The organism is Cedecea colo, from assembly GCF_011808225.1.
Taxonomy (GTDB): Bacteria; Pseudomonadota; Gammaproteobacteria; order Enterobacterales; family Enterobacteriaceae; genus Dryocola; species Dryocola colo.
Genome location: NZ_SOYS01000005.1, coordinates 69,243 through 89,838, shown reverse-complemented (window position 1 = coordinate 89,838; position 20,596 = coordinate 69,243). Strand labels below are relative to the sequence as shown.

The 20,596-nt window shown below is 53.0% G+C and carries 19 protein-coding genes and 1 pseudogene; 13 read left to right on the top strand and 7 right to left on the bottom strand.

What is annotated here, in order from left to right:
- Positions 1-256 precede the first annotated feature (256 nt).
- Positions 257-586, top strand: coding sequence for a DUF2755 family protein (locus E2L00_RS12425; RefSeq protein WP_167611906.1), 330 nt, complete (start codon positions 257-259; stop codon positions 584-586).
- A gap of 93 nt (positions 587-679) precedes the next feature.
- Here E2L00_RS12425 and E2L00_RS12420 read toward each other — a convergent pair whose 3' ends face one another.
- Positions 680-1,777, bottom strand: a complete 1,098-nt coding sequence (locus E2L00_RS12420; protein WP_167612365.1) for a DUF1615 domain-containing protein — start codon at positions 1,775-1,777, stop codon at positions 680-682.
- A gap of 256 nt (positions 1,778-2,033) precedes the next feature.
- Here E2L00_RS12420 and E2L00_RS12415 point away from each other — a divergent pair, with 256 nt between their 5' ends.
- From E2L00_RS12415 to E2L00_RS12400, 4 genes are all read left to right on the top strand, one after another.
- The gene (locus tag E2L00_RS12415) at positions 2,034-2,348 is read left to right on the top strand and encodes a hypothetical protein (RefSeq protein ID WP_167611903.1); all 315 of its coding nucleotides are present in this window, start codon (positions 2,034-2,036) and stop codon (positions 2,346-2,348) included.
- Positions 2,349-2,434: 86 nt separating this feature from the next.
- Positions 2,435-2,890 carry a MarR family transcriptional regulator gene (locus E2L00_RS12410; protein ID WP_167611900.1) on the top strand — a complete coding sequence of 152 codons (456 nt, stop codon included), beginning with the start codon at positions 2,435-2,437 and terminating at the stop codon, positions 2,888-2,890.
- Positions 2,891-2,915: 25 nt separating this feature from the next.
- The gene (locus E2L00_RS12405) at positions 2,916-4,094 is read left to right on the top strand and encodes an HlyD/EmrA/EmrK family protein (RefSeq protein ID WP_167611897.1); all 1,179 of its coding nucleotides are present in this window, start codon (positions 2,916-2,918) and stop codon (positions 4,092-4,094) included.
- 10 nt (positions 4,095-4,104) lie between these two features.
- Complete coding sequence (locus E2L00_RS12400; RefSeq protein WP_167611894.1) at positions 4,105-5,640, top strand: DHA2 family efflux MFS transporter permease subunit; 1,536 nt, start codon at positions 4,105-4,107, stop codon at positions 5,638-5,640.
- A 193-nt stretch (positions 5,641-5,833) separates the two neighbouring features.
- Here E2L00_RS12400 and sbmA read toward each other — a convergent pair whose 3' ends face one another.
- From sbmA to lpxP, 3 genes are all read right to left on the bottom strand, one after another.
- A complete protein-coding gene (gene sbmA, locus E2L00_RS12395) occupies positions 5,834-7,051 on the bottom strand; it encodes a peptide antibiotic transporter SbmA (RefSeq protein ID WP_167611892.1) in 1,218 nt (405 codons plus the stop codon).
- A 114-nt stretch (positions 7,052-7,165) separates the two neighbouring features.
- Positions 7,166-7,687, bottom strand: a complete 522-nt coding sequence (locus E2L00_RS12390) for an isochorismatase family protein (RefSeq protein ID WP_167611889.1) — start codon at positions 7,685-7,687, stop codon at positions 7,166-7,168.
- 54 nt (positions 7,688-7,741) lie between these two features.
- Complete coding sequence (gene lpxP, locus E2L00_RS12385) at positions 7,742-8,668, bottom strand: kdo(2)-lipid IV(A) palmitoleoyltransferase (protein ID WP_167611886.1); 927 nt, start codon at positions 8,666-8,668, stop codon at positions 7,742-7,744.
- Positions 8,669-8,983: 315 nt separating this feature from the next.
- On the opposite strand from lpxP, the gene E2L00_RS12380 reads away from it, so the two are divergent.
- Positions 8,984-9,271, top strand: a complete 288-nt coding sequence (locus tag E2L00_RS12380; RefSeq protein WP_167611884.1) for a hypothetical protein — start codon at positions 8,984-8,986, stop codon at positions 9,269-9,271.
- Positions 9,272-9,449: 178 nt separating this feature from the next.
- The gene (ampH, locus tag E2L00_RS12375; RefSeq protein ID WP_420808851.1) at positions 9,450-10,601 is read left to right on the top strand and encodes a D-alanyl-D-alanine-carboxypeptidase/endopeptidase AmpH; all 1,152 of its coding nucleotides are present in this window, start codon (positions 9,450-9,452) and stop codon (positions 10,599-10,601) included.
- Positions 10,602-10,692: 91 nt separating this feature from the next.
- Here the strand turns inward: ampH and E2L00_RS12370 are convergent, their stop codons facing one another.
- Positions 10,693-11,649, bottom strand: a complete 957-nt coding sequence (locus E2L00_RS12370) for a LacI family DNA-binding transcriptional regulator (RefSeq protein WP_167611879.1) — start codon at positions 11,647-11,649, stop codon at positions 10,693-10,695.
- 295 nt (positions 11,650-11,944) lie between these two features.
- Between E2L00_RS12370 and E2L00_RS12365 the strand changes: the two genes are divergently transcribed.
- The 5 genes from E2L00_RS12365 to E2L00_RS12345 all read left to right on the top strand — a co-directional run bounded on the left by E2L00_RS12365 (position 11,945) and on the right by E2L00_RS12345 (position 17,023).
- Positions 11,945-12,259, top strand: coding sequence for a PTS sugar transporter subunit IIB (locus E2L00_RS12365; RefSeq protein WP_167611876.1), 315 nt, complete (start codon positions 11,945-11,947; stop codon positions 12,257-12,259).
- 12 nt (positions 12,260-12,271) lie between these two features.
- Entirely contained in the window at positions 12,272-13,597 is a 1,326-nt protein-coding gene (locus tag E2L00_RS12360) for a PTS sugar transporter subunit IIC (RefSeq protein WP_167611873.1), read from the top strand.
- Between the two features lie 34 nt (positions 13,598-13,631).
- Complete coding sequence (locus E2L00_RS12355; protein WP_167611870.1) at positions 13,632-13,934, top strand: PTS lactose/cellobiose transporter subunit IIA; 303 nt, start codon at positions 13,632-13,634, stop codon at positions 13,932-13,934.
- 168 nt (positions 13,935-14,102) lie between these two features.
- Positions 14,103-15,485, top strand: coding sequence for a carbohydrate porin (locus E2L00_RS12350; protein ID WP_167611867.1), 1,383 nt, complete (start codon positions 14,103-14,105; stop codon positions 15,483-15,485).
- Positions 15,486-15,751: 266 nt separating this feature from the next.
- Positions 15,752-17,023 carry a DUF445 domain-containing protein gene (locus E2L00_RS12345; protein ID WP_167611864.1) on the top strand — a complete coding sequence of 424 codons (1,272 nt, stop codon included), beginning with the start codon at positions 15,752-15,754 and terminating at the stop codon, positions 17,021-17,023.
- Positions 17,024-17,059: 36 nt separating this feature from the next.
- On the opposite strand, the gene E2L00_RS12340 is transcribed toward E2L00_RS12345, so the two are convergent.
- Positions 17,060-18,139, bottom strand: a complete 1,080-nt coding sequence (locus E2L00_RS12340; RefSeq protein WP_167611861.1) for a YncE family protein — start codon at positions 18,137-18,139, stop codon at positions 17,060-17,062.
- 299 nt (positions 18,140-18,438) lie between these two features.
- On the opposite strand from E2L00_RS12340, the pseudogene E2L00_RS12335 reads away from it, so the two are divergent.
- A pseudogene (locus E2L00_RS12335) lies at positions 18,439-19,202 on the top strand (Rossmann-fold NAD(P)-binding domain-containing protein); the annotation flags it as partial.
- Positions 19,203-19,306: 104 nt separating this feature from the next.
- On the opposite strand, the gene E2L00_RS12330 reads toward E2L00_RS12335, so the two are convergent.
- Entirely contained in the window at positions 19,307-20,596 is a 1,290-nt protein-coding gene (locus E2L00_RS12330) for an anaerobic sulfatase maturase (protein ID WP_167611858.1), read from the bottom strand.

The window sequence follows — 20,596 nt, the reverse complement described above, 5'->3', positions numbered from 1 at the left end:
GGATAAAAAGAAGTTGGCGCATTGTCGCACAGCCTGCGAAAACTCACCGCACGTTAATAGACGTCAATCGACATAATGTTACAAGAATTTCATTTAAGTTACAGAATTGTGATTTAACGCAAAAAATGCAAATCCAGGAGGATTCCGGCGCGGAAATTACCAACAATCTGATATTGACAAACCTTATGACCTGCCAAACTTGCTGCAATTATCGGGCGGAAACCTGACTGGCGTTTCGGTTTTATGGGAGGTCAAAATGACTGATATCACTTTGTCGAAACACGTTGTCCCCGCAACGATTACCGTTTCCACAACCAAAACAGGCGGCGCGACGCTGAGCAATATCGCTTATGCGGTGTTCATTCTGTTTTGCTTCTGGGTCGGCAGCCAGATACTGAATTTACTGGTCCATGCCCCCGGCGTGCTGGAACATCTTGCGCAGAGCAACGATGCAACACGCCCGCGTATCGAAATGGGACTGGCCGTCAGCACCGTGTTCGGGCTGGTGCCTTTCCTGCTGGGCTGCCTGTTCCTTGGCATGATTGGGCTGGCGGTAAAATATCGTCACCGCCACTATTATTACTAAGACCGCAATATCGGATGGCGCTTCGCTTACCCGCCCTCCTTTTCAACAGCTTGTAGGGCAATAAGCGAAGCGCCATTCACCACCTTCCCACGTTTATCGTTTCATACAGGCCGCACGTCTGTCGTCAACGCGTTTAGCAAACCACGCCGTTGTCAGATTACGCGTGATTTTTGGGCTCTCCAGCGTAATTCCCGGCAGCATTTCACGCGGTAGTTTCTTGCCCGCTTTCTTGTCCGCTAGCGCATAAACCTGCTCGTACAAATCGGTTTTTTCAAAATCGATGCTGTCGCCCTTTTGCAGCGCCCGGTGGATCTGGCTGTCGCTCATCTCCATTTTGCTCGCCAGTTTTCTTACCGCCAGTTCTGTGCTGCCCGGCTTATCGGTGTTATAGAGGATCAGATCGCCATCCAGCGCCAGTTTGACACCTGCGGCTTTACTTACCGCATTCTGGAAAGCGGCATTACGGCTGGCGTACCATCCGGCGTTGAAGTCGGCAAAACGGTAAATTGGCCGGGTATAATTTGCCGGATAGTTCAATAAATGATAAGTACCGAACCACAGCCCGCCGCGGCGCGTGAATACCTCCTGACGGACGGTGCCTTCTATCTTCCATGGATAGCCGTCCATATGCTGTTCGGCAAAGGCGATGCTGACCTGCATCGGCCCGCCGGTGTGAACCGGATTGAGGCTACCGAACAGCTTCTGTCCCATCGGCACCATGTCGATAAAATCATCGAATATCGCGCTTAGCTGTCCTTCGGTTTTGACATTATCCAGCCGCTCGCTGTAGCGCCTGCCGTTGGGAGAGTTAATTAACAGCGCGGTGCGCACCAAAAACGCTGGTATATGGAGCTTTTCGGCACGGCGATCGATCTCTTGCCAGGCGATTTTACTCAGGTTTGGCACCGCCGGATCGGCGACCAGATTGGATTCCTGCTGGGCGACCGCCAGCACTGAACAAACGTTTTCTTCGCTCGGTGCGAGATGCTGGCTTTTAAACGTTGCTGCCAGATCCTTCGCCCAACCGTTGCGATCCTGCTGGCTGGCTGGCAGCTTCTGCTTCACGACAGTTTCTACATCCACCGGCTTTGTGGTTTCAGAAACCGGTGCGGTAGATTTAGTAGTACAGCCTGCCAGAACCAGAACCGCTCCCAGGCCGAGGGCGAAAAGTCCTCGTTGTCGGTTTTGCATTGCAGTCGTCATAGCTTTCCGTTGTGATTGTTTTGTAAGGCAAGGCGGGTATAAGCGAGCACCGCCCGCTGAATTTCATCCCGGCGGCTTAACAATAGCAATTCTGCGTCAAAGCTTTTATCAGAGATTGGCTGATAAACCATGTGAGGAATAGATGCGTATGGGTGAATCTGACATCAGCACCAAACATGTAATTGATAACCCGATGGTTACGTTTAACGCCGCGCAAAACAAAGCGATTGTGTAAACAAACGCGATGATTATCGGCCAGAACAGCAAGCTGGCGCTGGGTGGAATCTGCCATAACCGCTTTTATGACATGACAGAGAAACGCAACGGAGAGTGGAAAATTCTTCGTCGTCAGGTCGTTTACGGTTTCGGCACCTTTGATTTTCCATTCGGCGTGGTGGAAATCGATCGTGAAGTAGTGAACCGTTGCCCGATTGCCTACGCGCCGCTCGCCTATGCGCTGGAAAAATCAGCTTTTCCTGTACAGCGCGTATTTGCGACCAAAAGGTCCGGGCGCGGAACTAAAATGAAAGAAGAAGCTGAAATCTGGCTCGCTGCCTGACAAAACGTGCGTTTTCCTTGACACAACGTTGACAAATAAATGCCTGGTCAGTAATTTCATTTGTAATTACTGACCAGGCAAATACCATGCGCACCAATCCGGGCATTATCGATAACAAATTACATCTCGGTTTGCTAATCCATCTGGCAAACCAGTTTAAAGATCAGCTTATCAGCCACTATTTCTCCGGTGCTGATATCACCGCCGCACAGTTCAAAGTGCTTATCCATATCTATAAAGGCATTACCAGCCCGGTAGAAATTAGCAAAAATCTGGTGATGGATGCCGGTGCCATAAGCCGCATGGTCGATCGCATGGTTAAGCACAATCTCATCGTGCGTAACCCTAATCCCGTGGATAAACGCCAGGTGATTCTGGCGCTGACCGACAAAGGTCTGGTCATTTGCGATCGCTTTCAGAACGAGGCACTCAGCTCGATCCTTAGCGATCTCACAGCACGACTCACCCCCGATGAATCCCGTTTACTGGTAGAGCTGATAACAAAAATGCTGCCGGACGAGATCACCGCACCTCATCGCTAATGTCTTTATAAAGGTTGCCAACAAGATGGAAACTACATCTGCTGAACAAGTACAGCGCAGCAGCAAGCGCAAACGTAACTTCATTATTTTATTCATTATCCTGGTGCTTGCCGCAGCGGGCTTCCTTGCGTGGTATCTGTTGTATGCCCGCTATTACGAAACTACTGACGACGCCTACGTAAGCGGCAACCAGGTTACGCTCACGCCGCAAATAGGCGGAACGGTGACCCAGGTCACCGTGGACGAAGGGGATTTCGTACAAAAAGGCCAGCCGCTGGTGCTGCTCGACCCGAGCGATACAGAAATCGCTCTGCAACAGGCCGAAGCCAACCTGGCCAACACGGTTCGCCAGGTGCGCGGACTGTACAGCACGGCGGATAACTACCGTGCGCAGGTGGAAGCAAAACGGGTAGCGCTGCAAACGGCGCAAAGCGATTACGACCGCCGTCAGAAAATCTTCGCAACCGGCGCTATCGCCGCTGAGGATCTTTCCCATTACCGCGATGCGGTCACCAGCGCGAAAAGTGATTTAGCCGCCGCACAACAGGCGTTAAGCACCAATACCGCGATGGTGGATGACACGGTTATCGATAGCCATCCGGAAATCAAAAGCGCGGTCGCCACGCTGCGTCAGCGCTTTCTCGATAACGCGCGCAGCACCATCGTTGCGCCGGTAAGCGGCTTTGTCGCCAAACGCGCCGTGCAGCTTGGGATGCGGGTTGATTCAGGCATGACGCTGCTTGCCATCGTGCCGCTGGATCAGGTCTGGGTGGACGCTAACTTTAAAGAAAGTCAGATGAGCACCATGCGCCTGGGGCAAAAAGTGACGCTCAGCGCGGATCTCTACGGCGACGATGTGGAATATCACGGCACCATTGAAAGCCTGGGAATCGGCACCGGCAGCGCGTTCTCTCTGCTGCCTGCGCAGAACGCCAGCGGAAACTGGATCAAGATCGTTCAGCGCCTGCCGGTACGTATCACGCTTGACCCGCATGATATGCAAAAGCATCCGCTGCGCATCGGCCTGTCGATGAACGCCCGCGTGGATATTCGCAACACCGACGGTCATCTGCTGCCGCAGCAAACGGTTAGCGCCCCGCGTTTCACTACGGATGTGTATCAAAATCCGCTGGAAGAAGCGGACAAACTGGTGGCTAAAATCCTTCATGACAACAGCAAAACGGTAGCCGCAGGCACCCGTTAAGAGAGACGTTATGCAAGATAAGGCCGCGTTTACGCCGCCCAATATGTGGCTGGCGGTGCTCGCGCTGTCGCTGGCGACTTTTATGCAGGTGCTGGACTCCACCATCGCCAACGTCGCCCTGCCGACGATTGCCGGGAATCTCGGCGTAAGTGCGGACCAGGGCACCTGGGTTATCACCTCGTTTGCGGTGTGTAACGCCATCGCCCTGCCGCTTACCGGCTGGTTTACGCGCCGGTTTGGACAGCTCAAACTGTTTATCGGCTCGGTGGTGATGTTCACCTTCACTTCGTTTCTGTGCGGCTTCGCCCACAGCATGACGGAGCTGATTATCTTCCGTGCCATGCAGGGCTTCTTTGCCGGGCCGATGTTCCCGATGTGTCAGACGCTGCTGCTGGTTATTTTCCCCTCCAGTAAACGCAGTATGGCGCTCGCCCTGCTGTCAATGGTGACCGTGGTTGCGCCTATCGTCGGGCCGATTACCGGCGGCTGGATAACCGATAACTACTCCTGGCCGTGGATTTTTTACATCAACGTGCCGATTGGGATTTTTGCCGCCACCGTTGTCTGGACGCAGCTTCGCGAACGCGAAGAGACGACGACCCACGCGCCAATCGACTATATTGGCATCGCGCTTCTGGTGGCAGGCGTCGGGCTATTACAGGTCGTGCTGGATAAGGGTAACGATCTGGACTGGTTCGCCTCCACGGAAATTATCGTGATGTCGGTGATTTCTGCGATTTCGCTGGTATCGTTCGTTTTCTGGGAGCTGGGGGAACGTCACCCGATTGTTAACCTGCGCCTGTTCAAAGATCGCAATTTTGCCATCGGCACGCTTTCGCTGACGCTGGGCTATGCGGCATTCTTTGCCATCAATATTATCCTGCCGCAGTGGCTGCAAACGCAGATGGGATATACGGCGATTTGGGCCGGTCTGGCCGCAGCGCCCATGGGCGTACTGCCGCTGATGCTGACGCCGATAATCGGGCGCTATGCCGGTAAATTCGACCTGCGTATTCTGGCCTCGCTGTCGTTCCTGACGATGGGCTCGTCCTGCCTGATTCGCGCGCAGTTTAATACCGACGTGGATTTCCGCACTATTGCCGAAGTGCAGCTCTTTATGGGCATTGGCGTGGCGCTCTTCTTTATGCCGATCACTACTATAGTGCTGTCGAACCTGAGCGGCCCGGAGGTGGCGGAAGGCTCGGGCCTTGCGACCTTCTTCCGCGTGTTGGGCGGGTCGTTTGCCTCGTCGCTCACCACCTGGATCTGGTCCCGGCGGGAAGTGTTCCATCATGCCAACCTTACGGAAAGCGTATCTACGTATAATCCGGCATCGGCGGACTATCTCAACAAGCTGGGCGGCGCCACGCAGCAACATATGGCGACAATAGACAAAACCATCGAGCAGCAGGCCTACATGATGTCGACCATCGATTATTTCTGGATTTTAGGCTGGGGATTTATGGCGCTGATTGTGATTATCTGGTTTGCCCGCCCGCCGTTTATCCGCTCAGGCGCACCAGGCGCCCCTTCTGCGGGACACTAAGAGAGAAGCTGCCCAAAGGGCAGCTTTTAGATTGCTGACAAAGAAGGAAAAAGCGTGGTTTTTCCTTCTTTGTGATTATCAGCCGAAAATCAATCCCTTGATTTTCCTTATTTTTTATTCGGCGGTATAGGTTCAACCTGTGTTGGTTGAGAATTTGTCATCAGTCTGGAAGCTGCCCAAAGGGCAGCTTTTTTTACAGGGATTCGCCGGTGGCCGGCAGCGGAATATTGTGCAGCGTGCGCTCAAAACTGCGCAGACGTTTATAGATAGACATCAGTTCAACCAGCGTAGTCCAGGAGCTGATCAGATACTGGAATGAGCCGCGAACCTGCCCGAACGCGTTGGTGATTTGCTGCATCAATCCCAGGGTAATCACCCCGGCCGCAATGGACGGGAACAGCAAAAACAGGCCGAATACGTTATCTATCTGTAAATAGAGAATGCGGACAATATTGAAATAGGTGTAGTGAAAATAGAGGCGAAAATAGTTATGTCGTACGTCACCGAACAGCGCTTTTACCGTCGGCGGCGTGGCGCGGGAAGGATCGTCCTCACCATAAACCAGTTCTTTACGGTAAGCCGCTTCCACCTTCTGATTATTAAACTGCAAACCGGGCAGTTTGATCCCCACGGCCGCCAGCAAACCTGTACCCATAATTGACCAGACGATAGCGGCGATAACCAGACCATAAGGCACTTCACCGACAATGGGTAGCTCCTTCACGTGGGGAGAAAGCGCAACCAGGATCGGCAGAAAGGCAATAAGGGTCATTATCGATTGCAGCAGGCTGACGCCCATGTCTTCAAGCGTCGAGGCGAAGCGCATAGTGTCTTCCTGCACACGCTGAGCGGCACCTTCGATGTGACGAAGCATCTGCCAGTGCTCCATGTAGTAGTCGTTCATCGCGGTACGCCAGCGGAACACGTAATGGCTGATGAAGAAGCTGTTCAGCACGCCAACGGTGACATAAATCAGCGCGATGCCGAGGAACACCCCCGTTTCGCTGTAAAACTTATTAAGCGGGACTTTGTGCGGCGAGCTTAACGCGGTCTGGATCAGGTCAAAGAACGGCGCGTACCAGGCGTTGATCGCAACCCCCAGCTCCACCATAAACCAGGTGACGAAGACAATCAGCGCAGAGCCAAGAATCGACCAGTACTGCCAGCGGTGAGGACTATAGATAAACCAGAACAGCGCAAACAGGCCAACGCATCCCGCGTAGTAAACATAAAAGACCAGCGCTTTTAGCGTCCAGAAACGGCTGGCGTTAATGGGGATTTGCTGGCTTGCGCCAGCAAAGTTTTCCAGCCAGCGGCCTCCGCCAACCTGCCAGAAAATCACCGCCAACATTGCCCAAATAAAAGCCGACAGGAAAAACGCCGTCGGGCGCGGGAAAAATGACTTAAACATTACAACACTCCTGAACTCAGATTCTTGTTGTTATACCGGGGTTCGAACCGGTTAGTTATAGCGATCCCGGCACAATAAGGCTTGCGGAATGTTGTATCAAGTGATGTTGCCGGCTTACCAGGCGGCAAGAATATCAGCCGTGCTTTTTACCAGTAGGGTATTGCCCGGAATCGTAAAATTACGCCAGACATCGTTATAATGGGCAATCAGCGTTTCAGCGAGAGCCGCCGGACGGTTCGCCGTGGTGTGAGCATCCTCTGCCACGGTCATGGCATAGCCCCGACTCGCGCCATTTTTTATCGTCGAATCCACGCAGTAATCGGTGGCGCAACCGCAGACCACAAACTCGTCGATGCTGTTATCACGCAATACTTTTTCGAGATCGGTACGATAAAAAGCATCGCAGGCGGTTTTAGTGACGTACAGTGCGTCGGCGGGTTGGATCAGTTCAGGCAGGAGCTCAAACCCTTCGCTTCCCGGCTCAAGCCCTTCTTCGGCGTGCTGGATAAAAATAACTTTATCGGCGGCCTGAATAAGTTGGTTGATGCGGGAGGTGCAGGTTTCTCGGTTGATACGCGGGCTTGCAAATACCCCGTTTTGCATATCAATGACCATCAAAAAACGTGACGCGGACATGGCTTAACTCCTGATTAGAAAAACATTCAGAATGCTAGCATACCCGCGCGAATATTAAGCAGTGTAGAGTTTGTCCTTTCCAAAAGGACGCGTTTTGAAACGGCGATGCAGCCACAGATATTGCTCCGGCGCGCGCATGATCTCGTGTTCAATTTTACGGTTCATGTAGGCGGCGGCGGCCTGTTCATCATCGACCGGGTAATCTTCCAGTTCCGGTTCGATAACCAGTTGATAGCCCGAACCGTCGGCATTACGAATCAGGACGGTGGTAAGAATGACGGGTTTTGCCAGGCGGGCAATCGTGTAGGTGCCATTAGTCGTTGCGGCTTGTTGTACCGCGAAGAAAGGCGCGAACGAACTGCCTTTCGGGCCGTAATCCTGATCCGGGGCGAACCAGACGGCTTCACCGGATTTCAGCGCCTTCACCATGCCCTTCAGATTGCGTCTGTCGATCATCGCCTTATTCGAGCGTGAACGGCCCATGGTCTGCACAAATTCCATCACTTTATTATTGTGCGGGCGATACATGGCCATCATCGGGCGGCAAAGCCCCATTACGCGCCCGCCCAGTTCCAGCGACATAAAGTGCACGCCGATGACCATCACGCCGCGGCCTTTATCGCAGGCGGCGTTAAGGTTCTCAAGACCGCGCACATCAAACCATTTACGCACGCGTTCATCCGACCAGAACCACGCCATACCGGTTTCAATCAGGCCCATACCCAGAGAAGCAAAGTTTTGCTTCACAAGGATATCAATGTGGGCCTCGGAGTAATGGGGGAAGCAGAGCCTGAGGTTCTGACGGGTAATTGAGACGCGGCGCTTTAAAAAGCGCATTGAAAACTGGCCAATAAGACGGCCCATTTTCAGCAGTACGGGGTAAGGCAGTTGTACCCAGAGCCATAAAACGGCCAGACCAAACCAGGTTAGCCAATAACGTGGATGGAGCAAGGATTTGAAAAACAGGGGCTTAGTAGACATATATCAGCTTCTTAATGCGTGAATTGTGTGTATCGCATAAAGAACTGAATCATTAGCGGTACAGCAGAGTGCTTTTACTTAGACGCCAGCAGGCGTGGATAGTTGCAGCCAGGATGAAATTACCGTGATGATACGCACTTTCCGCCCGGTCTATACATAGGCCATGGCAGTTTTTTTACGTATTTCGCTTCATTGCGCGATTGAGGCTGACCAGGCCGGATGATGAGTACAAAAAACAGGCAATAAAACCCTGGTTTTGCTTTTTTTACACCCATACTTAGAGAGCTACCCTACACGTAACAGGAATCCTGAAAGATGAAAAAACTTACACTGGCTTTGCTCTCAACTACCCTTTTGTTTGCCAGCGCCAGCGCCCTGGCACAAAATCCGGCCAACAGTACCTCGACGCTGCAGGCTGAGAAGGAGCAGCTTAATAATCCGGACCACATTATTGATGACTGCCGCGCGCCTGGAAATGAGGATAAAAAAGGCTGCAAGTCAGGCCATGAGATGCACAAAGAGCATAAAGGCAATGAAAAAATGATTGAGAAAGGCGGCACTAAAGATGATGTGATGCAAAAAGATGTCCAGAAATCCGACTAATTTTATCTGCACCGTGGCCGCTGGCTGCGGTGCATTTGCCTCGGTGAAAGGCGCTGAAACGCCGCGTTACGCTTTTTCTTCTCACAATTCTTATTTTCAACGTTTGCGTAGCGCCCGAGCGTAGTATAAATACGGTGAATACCGCCCCACTTCGTTAAATGGATTACTCGCGTTGAAAATTCGACTCCCGCGCATCGCCGCGTTAGCCATCGTTGCGCTTCCCGTTTTAGGTTTTGCGCAAACCTCACCCGATCCCGTTTTCGCCTCTGAAATAGCTGAACGCTATGCTAACCATATTTTCTATGGCAGCGGTGCGACCGGCATGGCTATGGTTGTGATTGATGGCAATCAACGCGTCTTCCACAGCTTCGGTGAAACCCGCCCCGGCAATAACGTCAGACCACAGCTGGATTCGGTTATCCGTATTGCCTCCCTGACCAAGCTGATGACCAGCGAAATGCTGGTTAAAATGCTCGACCAGGGCAAAGTGCAGTTGAACGATCCGCTGAGTAAATATGCGCCAGCGGGGGCCCGCGTCCCGACGTTTAACGGGCAACCTATCACTCTCGTCAATCTGGCGACGCATACCAGCGCCCTTCCACGCGAGCAGCCTGGCGGCGCGGCCCATCGCACCGTATTTACCTGGCCTACGCGCGAACAGCGCTGGAACTGGCTTGCCAGTGCGACGTTAAAATATGCGCCCGGCGCAAATGCGTCCTATTCGAACCTTGCGTTTGACCTGCTGGCAGATGCGCTGGGGCGTGCGGCAGACAAACCTTACGCCACGTTGTTTGACGAGCAAATCACTCGTCCACTGGGCATGAAAGATACCACCTTTACTCCCTCCCCCGATCAGTGCAAGCGCCTGATGGTCGCGGAAAAAGGCGCCAGCCCCTGTGATAACACCCTTGCGGCAGTTGGCAGCGGCGGCGTTTACTCCACGCCGGATGACATGATGCGCTGGATGCAACAGTTCCTGAGCTCTGATTTCCACCAGCGCAACAGCCAGGCCGACCGCATGCAAACGCTGATTTATCAGCGTAAACAACTTCACCGGGTCATTGGCATGGATGTGCCCGGCAAAGCCGATGCGTTAGGCCTGGGCTGGGTCTATCTGGCGCCGAAAAATGGCCGCCCGGGCATCGTGCAAAAAACGGGCGGCGGCGGCGGATTCATTACCTATATGGCGATGGTGCCGCAAACTAACGTCGGCGTTTTTGTGGTGATAACCCGTTCGCCGCTAACGCGTTTCGTTAATATGAGCGATGGCGTAAACGACCTGGTCTCTGAGCTGAGCGGGTTTGCGCCACGGGTGACGCCGACTTCCTGATGTGGACAAGCAGGTCGCCGTTAACCGACCTGCTTAATTTTGCACCCGCTGGTGAACCGGCTTCTGCGCCCCGGCGTCAACGCGTTGATCGTTATTTACGTCTGCGAATATCCGGGGTTATCAAATCGCCGCGTAGCATATACGAATCCAGCACGCTTTTGGTTTTCCCATTAAGCCAGGAGACGATTCTTGTCGCCATCGCATCCATGGAGTACTCAATCGCCGGGATCGTTGGTATGCCGGGCAGATTCAGCGACCCCGCAAGGCTGAACACCATGATGTCCTGCGGAACAGATTTATTAAACGCCTGAAGTTGCGTAATTGTGCGCTGTGCCTCCTGCTCGTCCGCCACCAGTAACGCGTTGAAATTAAGCGTAGTGCTGTTATTGAGCAGCACCTGTAGCGCGACGGACGAAGTGGTGGAATCCATAAAGATCAGGTTGCGGTTAAACGGCAGGAAATTATTCTCCAGAGCATGCTTATACCCCAGCAGTACCTGATCCACCGCGCCGCTGGTTTCCGGCACTATCAGCGCAATCTGTCGCCTGCCTTGTTTAATCAGATAGTTACAGGCTGTTTCCGCGGCAAAAGCATGGTCGAACTGGATGCTGTGCGCGGTATCGCCATCCACGCAGTCCACCAGAATGACGTTTTCATGCGGGATATTTAGCGGGAAGCGAGCGCCAATAATCAGGACATCATCACACAAGCCGCAAGTTAGCTCTTCAAGAGCATGCATGACATCTGCCTTGTTATTGGCAAAGCGCAGCAGCAAGTGCTTTTGATGCTGGCTGAGGTGTTTCTCCAGCGCATACAGGTAACCGGTGGTCTGGTTAATGTTTTCCTGGGCGCAGATAACACCGATGCAGCCCGTGGACTGGCTTAATAAAGACTGAGCAATAACATTTGGGCGGTAATTTAACGCTTCCGCCGCCTTAAGTACCGCAACACGGCTGGCTTCCTTTACGCCGCGTGAACCGCTCAACACTCGAGAGACCGTGGCTTTTGAAACCCCGGCCAAACGCGATACGTCGTTGATTGTAGACATTATATCTCCCCTGCTGGCATAAAATCCTTGCCCGAAAATCCCTGATACCACCGTGGCTCATAAATGGCCATCTGCAGTATAGTCGTTTCCCTTTTTCGTGGAAACCGATTTTCCATATGCTATCCAAACGCCTTTTTACCCATCGTTTTTTGTGATGCCTATCCAGGAAGAATACCTCAATACATCCGGATATTGGACCAGCTTCACACTTCCACACCCTGCCGATGGAAAACGGTTTCCATACAGTATCAAATCGCATCCGCAATAACTTTTTACACTTTGAGGATAATTGTCGATGTTCAGAATTATGTTGTGTTGTTCCGCCGGGATGTCCACCAGCATGCTGGTGCGCAAAATGCTGGCTGTAGCAGAAGAAAGAGGGCTGCCGGTTGCGATAGAAGCTTACGGCGTGTCCGAATTTGACGTTCAGTTTCCACGCTACCAGGTCGTGCTGCTCGGGCCACAGGTGAAATACATGCTAAACACGCTTAGCGAAAAAGCGGCCGCCAAAGGCATTCCGGTTAAAGCCATCGATACGATGGATTACGGCATGCAGCGTGGCGATAAGGTGCTGGATTATGCTCTGTCGCTCATTGAAGCGGCTCACTAAAAGGGTATTTATATGAGTTCGCTATATCAGTCTATGGTTGCCGTTATTGAGCAAACCATTACCCCGCTGGCCGGGCGGCTCGGGCAGCAAAAGTACGTTATCGCCATTCGTGATGGCTTTACCGCAGCCCTGCCTTTTATGATCATCGGCTCGTTTATGCTGGTGTTTATCTTCCCGCCGTTCTCCGCAGATACCACGATCGGTTTTGCGCGTGCCTGGCTTGATTTCTCAGCAGCTTACCGCGAACAGCTAATGCTGCCTTTCAACCTCAGTATGGGCGTGATGACCTTCTTCATTTCCGTGGGCATTGGTGCGAGCCTTGGGCGACAGTTTAATCTCGATCCGGTGATGTCCGGCCTGCTGGCGTTTATGGCCTTCTTGCTGGTTGCAGCGCCCTATGCTGACGGGAAAATCTCCACCCAGTACCTGTCCGGGCAAGGGATCTTCACGGCGCTGATCACCGCCATGTATTCCACCCGTATGTACGCGTGGCTTAAGCAGAACAACATCACTATTCGCCTGCCAAAAGAGGTGCCGACCGGCGTTGCGCGCTCGTTTGAAATCCTTATTCCGGTGCTGGTGGTGATTGGAACGCTGCATCCGCTAAACCTGTTTATCGAAGCGCAAACCGGCATGATCATGCCGCAGGCGATTATGCACCTGCTGGAGCCGCTGGTTTCCGCGTCGGATTCACTGCCGGCGATCCTGCTTTCCGTACTGCTGTGCCAGATTTTCTGGTTTGCGGGCATCCACGGTTCGCTGATTGTTACCGGCATTATGAATCCGTTCTGGATGGCCAACCTGTCGGCAAACCAGGCGGCGTTGGCCGCGGGCGCGGCGCTCCCACATGTCTATCTGCAAGGCTTCTGGGATCACTATTTGCTGATTGGCGGCGTTGGCTCAACGTTACCGCTGGCCTTCCTGCTGCTGCGCAGCCGTGCCGCGCACCTGCGTACCATCGGCAAAATGGGCATAGTGCCAAGCTTCTTTAATATCAACGAACCGATTCTGTTCGGCGCGCCAATCATCATGAATCCGATGCTGTTTATCCCGTTCGTTTTCGTTCCCCTGATCAACGCCTGCCTTGCTTATGCCGCCACGAAACTCGGCTGGCTTGCACAGGTTGTTTCCCTGACGCCGTGGACGACGCCTGCGCCAATTGGTGCTTCATGGGCGGCAAACTGGGCGCTCAGTCCGGTAGTGATGTGCGTTATCTGTATGCTGATGTCGGCTCTGATGTATCTGCCGTTCCTGCGCGCTTACGAGCGTTCCCTGTTAAAGACAGAAGAGGAAAAAACGCAAAACCTGACAACGGCCGTCGTTGATGCCAACACATAACAACGGTAAATGTCGACTAACTCCGGGAAGCACGATGATTGATTTAGAAGAAGCGGTAATGGAAATAATTATGAATGCGGGCCAGGCCCGGAGCCTTTGTTTCGAGGCGCTCCAGACCGCACGCAAAGGCAGCCTGGAAGAGGCCAAAAGCTTGCTGCGCGAGGCGGGTGGTTATTCACGCCAGGCACATCTGATGCAAACGAAACTGATTGAGCAGGATGCTGGCGAAGCCAGACAGCCAATGACGTTAATTATGGTCCACGCCCAGGACCATTTAATGACTTCAATGCTGGCCCGTGAATTATGTGAAGAGATTATCCATCTTTACCAGCGTTAAAACCGGCTCATCAAATATAAAAGGGAGAACTGATTACGTAGATCTTTTTAATTAAATACTTTCCGATTACAGCACAGAAATAAACTCGTTTGGCGGCGCTATTAATATGCCCAGCCGGAACGGGATAGTCATTGTCTGAAAATATAACTAACTAAAGTTGAGATGATTATGAACATGTTTAAACGACTGCCGTTAACCATGGCGGTTATCGCCACCCTTTGCCCAATTTCTGTATTCGCTCAGGACTTTACTCAGGAACAAATCGATCAAATAGTGGCAAGAGCGGTAGATAAAGCGCTGGCCGATCGCGAAGCAAAAATGGATGCTGCACAGCTTAAAAAGACAGATCCGCTGGTGACGCCACAGGCCCCGGCCCCTGACACGCCGGATATGGCTATTCCTTACGGCGTGAAGTTTACCGGCTACGCTCGTTACGGCGCGCATTTCCAGGCGGGGGATCAGAAATATATCGGCGTTGATGGTTCCTATAACGGTTCATCAGCCATTGGCCGTCTGGGCAACGAAGGTAACGGCGGCGAATTCCAGCTAACAAAAGCCTTCAAAAGCGAGACCGGCGCTATCTGGGACGTGGGCGTCATGTTCGACCACTGGGGCGATGAAGTTAACCTCAAGAAGGCTTACGCTGGGGTAACGAACCTTTTTGAATCGCAGCCAAACGCTTATTTCTGGGCTGGCCGCGACTTCCACCAGCGTCCGCAACAGGGCATTAACGACTACTTCTTCATGAACCATGACGGCCAGGGTGCCGGGGTAAAAAACTTCGATCTTGGCTTTGCACAGCTAGACCTGGCCGCGGTTGCCTCGGTCGAATCCTGTAATCCTGAGCTGGTTGAAGATGGCGATAACCCATCGCGTATCTCCTGTACCGGCAGCTCCGGCACGGGCGACAAAGGCAACTATGCGGCAACCTCAAAACTGCACGGCATTAAAATGGGGCCGATCGACTTTGAGCTGTACGCCAACTATGGCTTTGATTCCAAAGCTATCGATAGCGAAGAAAGATCCAAAGCCTGGCAGGCTGCGGTGGTGCTTAGCCACACCGGTGAAAATAGCCTGAACAAAATTATCGCCCGCTATTCTGACCACTCGGATAACAGCGTTTATAACAAAACCAACGGGCTGCACACGGTTTATACCAGCTTCGAAGGCAGCTATAAATTTACGCCGCAGGCGCAGGTGGAATATTTACTGGCCTTCCACGATTACGATAATGATGAACAAACCCAGGACAATCGTCGCAACTACGGCGTTATCGTTCGTCCGATGTATTTCTGGAACGACGTGCATTCAACCTGGCTTGAAGCGGGTTATCAACGCGTGGATTACGAAAATGACGGCGACAATAAAGGCTGGAAGCTGACCCTTTCCCAGAATATCTCCATCGCCATGGGGCCTGAATTCCGTCCAATGCTGCGCTTCTATGTTACCGGCGGTCAGGTTGAAAATAACCATACCACACGCGTTGCGGGTGAAGAGGACAAACAGCTCGATTCGTTTAACGTAGGTGCAATGTGGGAAGCCTGGTTCTGATTATTTAACTGCTGTATTCAGGGATGGGTAACGTTATTCCCATCCCTGCTTATTAAGCTGTATTAACGTTCCTGAGACCTGATGTCGCGCACGGATATTAACCCTAATTCATTAGCGACGCGGATTTGCCAAATACCAGGCAGTTCTACCCTCACCTCTTTTCGGGCAGATCCGTTTTCTTCGAGCGTCATAATTATCTGACGCGTGATGCAACCCCGTAAAAATTAATGCTACCGGTTCCGCCTGGGCAGTTCTATGCTTAGGCCATGGAAAAAATAGCTGAATTAAAACGAACCAAGCGCCTTGCGCTTTCCCTGCTGCTGATTGCTGCGGCGATTTTTGTGACCACACTCTTTTTACCGCCGAATTTCTGGGTAAGCGGGCTGAAAGCCATTGCCGAAGCGGCGATGGTAGGCGCGCTCGCCGACTGGTTCGCCGTGGTGGCGCTGTTCCGTCGCGTGCCTATCCCGTTTATTGCACGCCATACGGCGATTATTCCACGTAATAAAGATCGTATCGGCGAGAATCTCGGCTATTTTGTACAGGAAAAATTCCTTGATACCCAGTCGCTTATTACGCTGATTCGTCGCCATGAACCGGTGCAGACGATCGGCGTCTGGTTCAGCAAGCCGGATAATGCCCGGCGCGTCGGGCAGCATCTCTTACAGGTGATGGGCGGTTTTCTGGATATGACGGACGATTCGCGAATTCAGGGATTGCTGCGTCGGGCGGTACATAAAGCGATTGATAAGGTCGATCTTAGCTACTCCAGCGCCCTGCTGCTGGAGAGCATGACGAAGCATAACCGTCATCAGGCCTTACTGGATTCGTTGATAGCCCAACTGTTAACGCTCCTCAACCGGGAAAGCACGCGGGAGCTTATCGCCCGCCAGATCGTGCGCTGGCTGGAAACGGAACATCCGCGTAAATCCAGAGTATTGCCAACGGAATGGCTGGGCGAGCACAGCGCCGAGATGGTTACCAGCGCGGTCAATTCCATGCTTGATGATATCAGCGAAGACCAGGGCCACCAGCTTCGCCTGGCGTTTGACCGCGCCACGTTCAAACTCATCGATAAGCTGAAAAGCGACCCGGAGATGATGGAAAAAGCGGAAAACATCAAAAGCTACCTGAAGGAAGACGAGGCTTTTAATCGTTACCTGGGCGAGCTGTGGGGCGATTTACGACGCTGGCTAAAAGAGGACATGAACAGCGAGGATTCGCGCATCAGGCAGCGTATTGCCGAAGCCGGACAGTGGTTTGGGGAAACGTTGACGGGAGACAGCGCGTTGCGCGCCTCGCTCAATGAACACCTTGAGCAAGCGGCCAGAAAAGTTGCGCCGGAGTTTGCGGCGTTTCTCACCAAACATATCAGCGATACGGTGAAAAGCTGGGACGCCCGCGATATGTCGCAGCAGATAGAGCTGAATATCGGTAAGGACTTACAGTTTATCCGCATCAACGGCACGCTGGTGGGCGGCTCGATTGGGCTGGTGCTCTATCTGCTGACCCAGATCCCCTCGCTGCTGAATTTTTAAGGCGGATGAGCCAGCGCGCATCCGCCTTAACCGTGCTTACAGCTGCGCTAAAGGAACGCGAACAATGCTGTCTGGTCCTTTGGTGGAATGATCTTTGTTAAAGCCCTGCTTCACCGTGACGTACAGGGTTTGTCCGTCAGCGGACAGCAGCAGGCTGTTCGGATGTGGCGGCAGGCTCAGCGCCTTCTTCACCGCGTAGGTGCTAGCGTCAAGAATCAATAGCTTGCCGGATTCACGCTGGGTGAGGTAAATCTCGTTACGTTTAGCATTAAACTTCACCGCTAACGTATCGCCCGTTTCCAGATTTTTCAGCAGCTTGCCGGTGTTGATATCCAGCACCAGCGTGGTTTTCGCTTTGCCGTTATCGGTCACGAACAGGCGGCCCGTTGCCGGATCTTCCGCAAGGTTAAGCAACAGGGCTTCTTTCTCGCCGAGCGGTTTCCAGCGCTTCTCAATACGGTTTGTTTTCGGGTTGATCACCAAAATTTCACCGCCGCCGTTGGCCGCGTAAATACGCTGCGTCCGCGCAGAATACAGCAGGCCGGTTACCCATTTGCCCGCGTTATTGATACGTTTTTTCAGCTGCAGCGTTTTCGCATCAACCACCCAGATCACCGCCGGATCGGCCACGCCGCCGATATACAGCAGGCCATCATGCAGGATGATTTCACGCGCGCCGTAAGGGAAGCCCTTCTCGTTACGTTCGCTGAACATCAGGCGGTTCAGCACTTTGCCGTCTTCAACGTTAATGGCGCTGATGCCGCCGTCCAGCGAGTTGGTCACGTATAAGGTTTTGCCCTGCGGGTCCATCACCGCGCCAAAGTTCTTCAGGTCGGTATGCGCCTGACCAATGGTTTTGAGCGAAATGGGGTCCAGCTTGTAAATCACGCCGCCCTGCACGTCTTTGAAGCCCTGCGCGGTGGCGACATACAGCGCGCCGTTCTGCTGGCTTAGCGCCATTTCATATACGCCTTCAGAGAGCTCGCGCTGCTCCACAGGACTTTTTTGTTCTGCCGCAGCAACCGGCGCTGGCTTTGCCGTTGTAGCCTGATGCGCGCTACATCCGGTCAGCGCCAGGGCAATTAGCGCTGCCAGCGCCGTTGTTCTTTTAGTCATTTTTTGATCCTTTCCCTTTGAATGAGGAGCTTACAGCTACGCAGCGAGCCGGACAGGGCTCTGCAAAAACTGCGCCCCCAAATGCAAATGAGAAACATAATCATTTATTAAGGCGATGTAAAACTATATTAATGAATAATCTTGCTCTGTCGTCACCGCCAGCCTCTCTCCTCAGGTAAAACCCTGCCCTTTTTAAGTACAATCATAACAATCGTTTACGCGAGATAGCCTTTTACCGCGCCCGGATAAGATCCGGCATTTATCGGTTATCGATTTGGAAAAAACGCTGGCTGTACGACCTGCTCGACCGGGTCTTCAAACTTATGGTTGAGGAAATTGAGCTGGCAGATCCGTTATGGAGCGAACATATCTCGCTGCGAACGCTCAATGCCGACAGTTTTACAGACGCCTGGTTTGCCGATCGCCATAAGCACGACCCTTTCCACTGGGCTGAAGCTAACCTTAATGAAGTTGAACACAATAAACGCGACAGGCGGACGGTGCCCTGGCGTTACGTTATCCTCCGGTTACACGAAGCCGTGCAGGAAATCGTCGCTTCTCTTGATGAAAAGGACCGTAAAAGGTTCGACTCAGGCCTTGCGCGCGTTTTTATCGATAACTATGCGGCAATCCCTTCACAATCAATTCGCAGGCTGCTGGCGTTACGCGAGGCCGGGATAATCAATATCCTCGCGCTCGGGCCAGATTATAAGATGGACGTTAAAGCGCGTCAGACCGTGCTTTCCGTTGGACAGAAAACGTATGAGTTCGATGTATTTATCGATGCGCGGGGACAAAAGCCGTTGCAGACGAAAGACCTGCCGTTTCCAGCGTTAAGGGAGCAACTCCAGGCCTGCGGGGACGATATTCCCGACGTGGGCAATGATTATACCCTTCTGTCTCCCGCCCACGCATCGCGTTTGGTGCATTGCCCTACCTTATGCATGACCAGCCGTTTGTGCAGGGCCTCGTCGTCTGTGCGGAGATTGGAGCGGCTATCGCAAAGGCGATGTTAAAACCAGCGTCCGGCCTGCGCAGGCGGCTACCTTTTGTGGATATGTGAGTGCGGACAGCGGCCTTGCGAGCGACGAGAATGCCTTTTTCAGATGCGCAAAAAACGCTGGCGCGGACTTAACAGCACTTTGTCGACGTCCGCCGGTGACAATTTCAACCGCAGCATTTCTTATATTTTTTACCGCTTCCGCACGGGCAGGGATCGTTACGCCCTGTGATAGCAGACTCTTTATTTTTTTCCTGGGCCAGCCACTGCATAATGGCCGGTATCGGGTAGCCCTGCTCCAGCAGCTCCCGCCACACGTTCATATAGCGTGTAATATGCCGGAAGAAATGTTTATAGCCTGCGCAGAGGTAATTATGTCCGGGATGGCCGGACGGCGAAACGGCAAAGCGATGTTTCGGACAGCCGCCGTGACAGACAAAACGGTAATCGCAGCGGCGACAGTCGGCGGTGAGCGTCTCCCGCTTCGCCTGGCCGAAAGCCATGGCCCGCTCGCTGTTATTTAACTCGCTGATGCTGTGCTGGTGAATATTGCCCAGCAAATGCTCCGGGTAAACAAAATGGTCGCAGTTATACAGATCGCCATTCGACTCCAGCGCAAACGCATGTCCGCAGGTTTCCGAATGGACACACAGCACTGGCGGCTGTTCGGTCCAGGCCGCCAGCGCCACGTCAAACATTTGCACGTAGACGCGATCCACATCCCGGCGGATCCAGATATCAAAAATCTGATTGAGAAACTCACCATACTGCCATGAAGGCACCGTCCACGGCGCAAGCGTCGCGGCGCTCTCGCCCGGCATCACCAGGTTCAGAACGGTTGATTCTTCCGTGCTCATCCGTTCAACCAGCGGGATAAACTGAATGTAGCGGGAGCCCGCCGCCAGCAGGAATTCATACACTTCCCGCGCATGGCCAACGTTGTGTTTCCCGACCACCGTCAGGGTGTTGAATTCAACCTTGTGCGCCGCCAGCAGCGCCATCGCCGCCGTTACCTGCTCATGTGTTCCCTTTCCGGCGCGGTTGACCCGATACTGATTATGCAGATGCGCCGGGCCGTCGATCGACAGACCAATCAGGAACCCGTGTTCCGCAAAAAAACTTGCCCACTCGTCGTTAAGCAAAATACCGTTCGTTTGCAGGGAATGGCCTATTTTCCTGCCGTTAGCATAGCGTGCGCACAGCTCGACGACCCGGCGGAAAAAAGGCAGGCCCATCATGGTCGGCTCGCCGCCCTGCCAGGCAAAGTTAACCTGGTCATTGCTTTGCGCGGCGATATGCTGGCGGATGAACTGCTCCAGCGTCTCATCCGACATGCGCCAGTTCTTGTTCCGCTCAGGGTACAGCGCCTCTTTTTCGAGGTAGAAGCAGTACGTACAGTCAATATTACAGACCGATCCGCTCGGCTTCGCCATTACGTGGCAACCCGTTACCGCCAT

What these genes read in the sequence shown, in the direction of transcription:
- E2L00_RS12415 (WP_167611903.1), top strand. Translation starts at nt 2,034, where the DNA reads ATGATTATCGGCCAGAACAGCAAGCTGGCGCTGGGTGGAATCTGCCAT.
- E2L00_RS12340 (WP_167611861.1), bottom strand. Translation starts at nt 18,139, where the DNA reads ATGACTAAAAGAACAACGGCGCTGGCAGCGCTAATTGCCCTGGCGCTG.
- E2L00_RS12410 (WP_167611900.1), top strand. Translation starts at nt 2,435, where the DNA reads ATGCGCACCAATCCGGGCATTATCGATAACAAATTACATCTCGGTTTG.
- E2L00_RS12370 (WP_167611879.1), bottom strand. Translation starts at nt 11,649, where the DNA reads ATGTCTACAATCAACGACGTATCGCGTTTGGCCGGGGTTTCAAAAGCC.
- E2L00_RS12390 (WP_167611889.1), bottom strand. Translation starts at nt 7,687, where the DNA reads ATGTCCGCGTCACGTTTTTTGATGGTCATTGATATGCAAAACGGGGTA.
- E2L00_RS12365 (WP_167611876.1), top strand. Translation starts at nt 11,945, where the DNA reads ATGTTCAGAATTATGTTGTGTTGTTCCGCCGGGATGTCCACCAGCATG.
- E2L00_RS12360 (WP_167611873.1), top strand. Translation starts at nt 12,272, where the DNA reads ATGAGTTCGCTATATCAGTCTATGGTTGCCGTTATTGAGCAAACCATT.
- E2L00_RS12330 (WP_167611858.1), bottom strand. Translation starts at nt 20,596, where the DNA reads ATGGCGGTAACGGGTTGCCACGTAATGGCGAAGCCGAGCGGATCGGTC.
- lpxP (WP_167611886.1), bottom strand. Translation starts at nt 8,668, where the DNA reads ATGTCTACTAAGCCCCTGTTTTTCAAATCCTTGCTCCATCCACGTTAT.
- E2L00_RS12400 (WP_167611894.1), top strand. Translation starts at nt 4,105, where the DNA reads ATGCAAGATAAGGCCGCGTTTACGCCGCCCAATATGTGGCTGGCGGTG.
- E2L00_RS12350 (WP_167611867.1), top strand. Translation starts at nt 14,103, where the DNA reads ATGAACATGTTTAAACGACTGCCGTTAACCATGGCGGTTATCGCCACC.
- E2L00_RS12355 (WP_167611870.1), top strand. Translation starts at nt 13,632, where the DNA reads ATGATTGATTTAGAAGAAGCGGTAATGGAAATAATTATGAATGCGGGC.
- E2L00_RS12405 (WP_167611897.1), top strand. Translation starts at nt 2,916, where the DNA reads ATGGAAACTACATCTGCTGAACAAGTACAGCGCAGCAGCAAGCGCAAA.
- E2L00_RS12420 (WP_167612365.1), bottom strand. Translation starts at nt 1,777, where the DNA reads ATGCAAAACCGACAACGAGGACTTTTCGCCCTCGGCCTGGGAGCGGTT.
- E2L00_RS12345 (WP_167611864.1), top strand. Translation starts at nt 15,752, where the DNA reads ATGGAAAAAATAGCTGAATTAAAACGAACCAAGCGCCTTGCGCTTTCC.
- sbmA (WP_167611892.1), bottom strand. Translation starts at nt 7,051, where the DNA reads ATGTTTAAGTCATTTTTCCCGCGCCCGACGGCGTTTTTCCTGTCGGCT.
- E2L00_RS12425 (WP_167611906.1), top strand. Translation starts at nt 257, where the DNA reads ATGACTGATATCACTTTGTCGAAACACGTTGTCCCCGCAACGATTACC.
- E2L00_RS12380 (WP_167611884.1), top strand. Translation starts at nt 8,984, where the DNA reads ATGAAAAAACTTACACTGGCTTTGCTCTCAACTACCCTTTTGTTTGCC.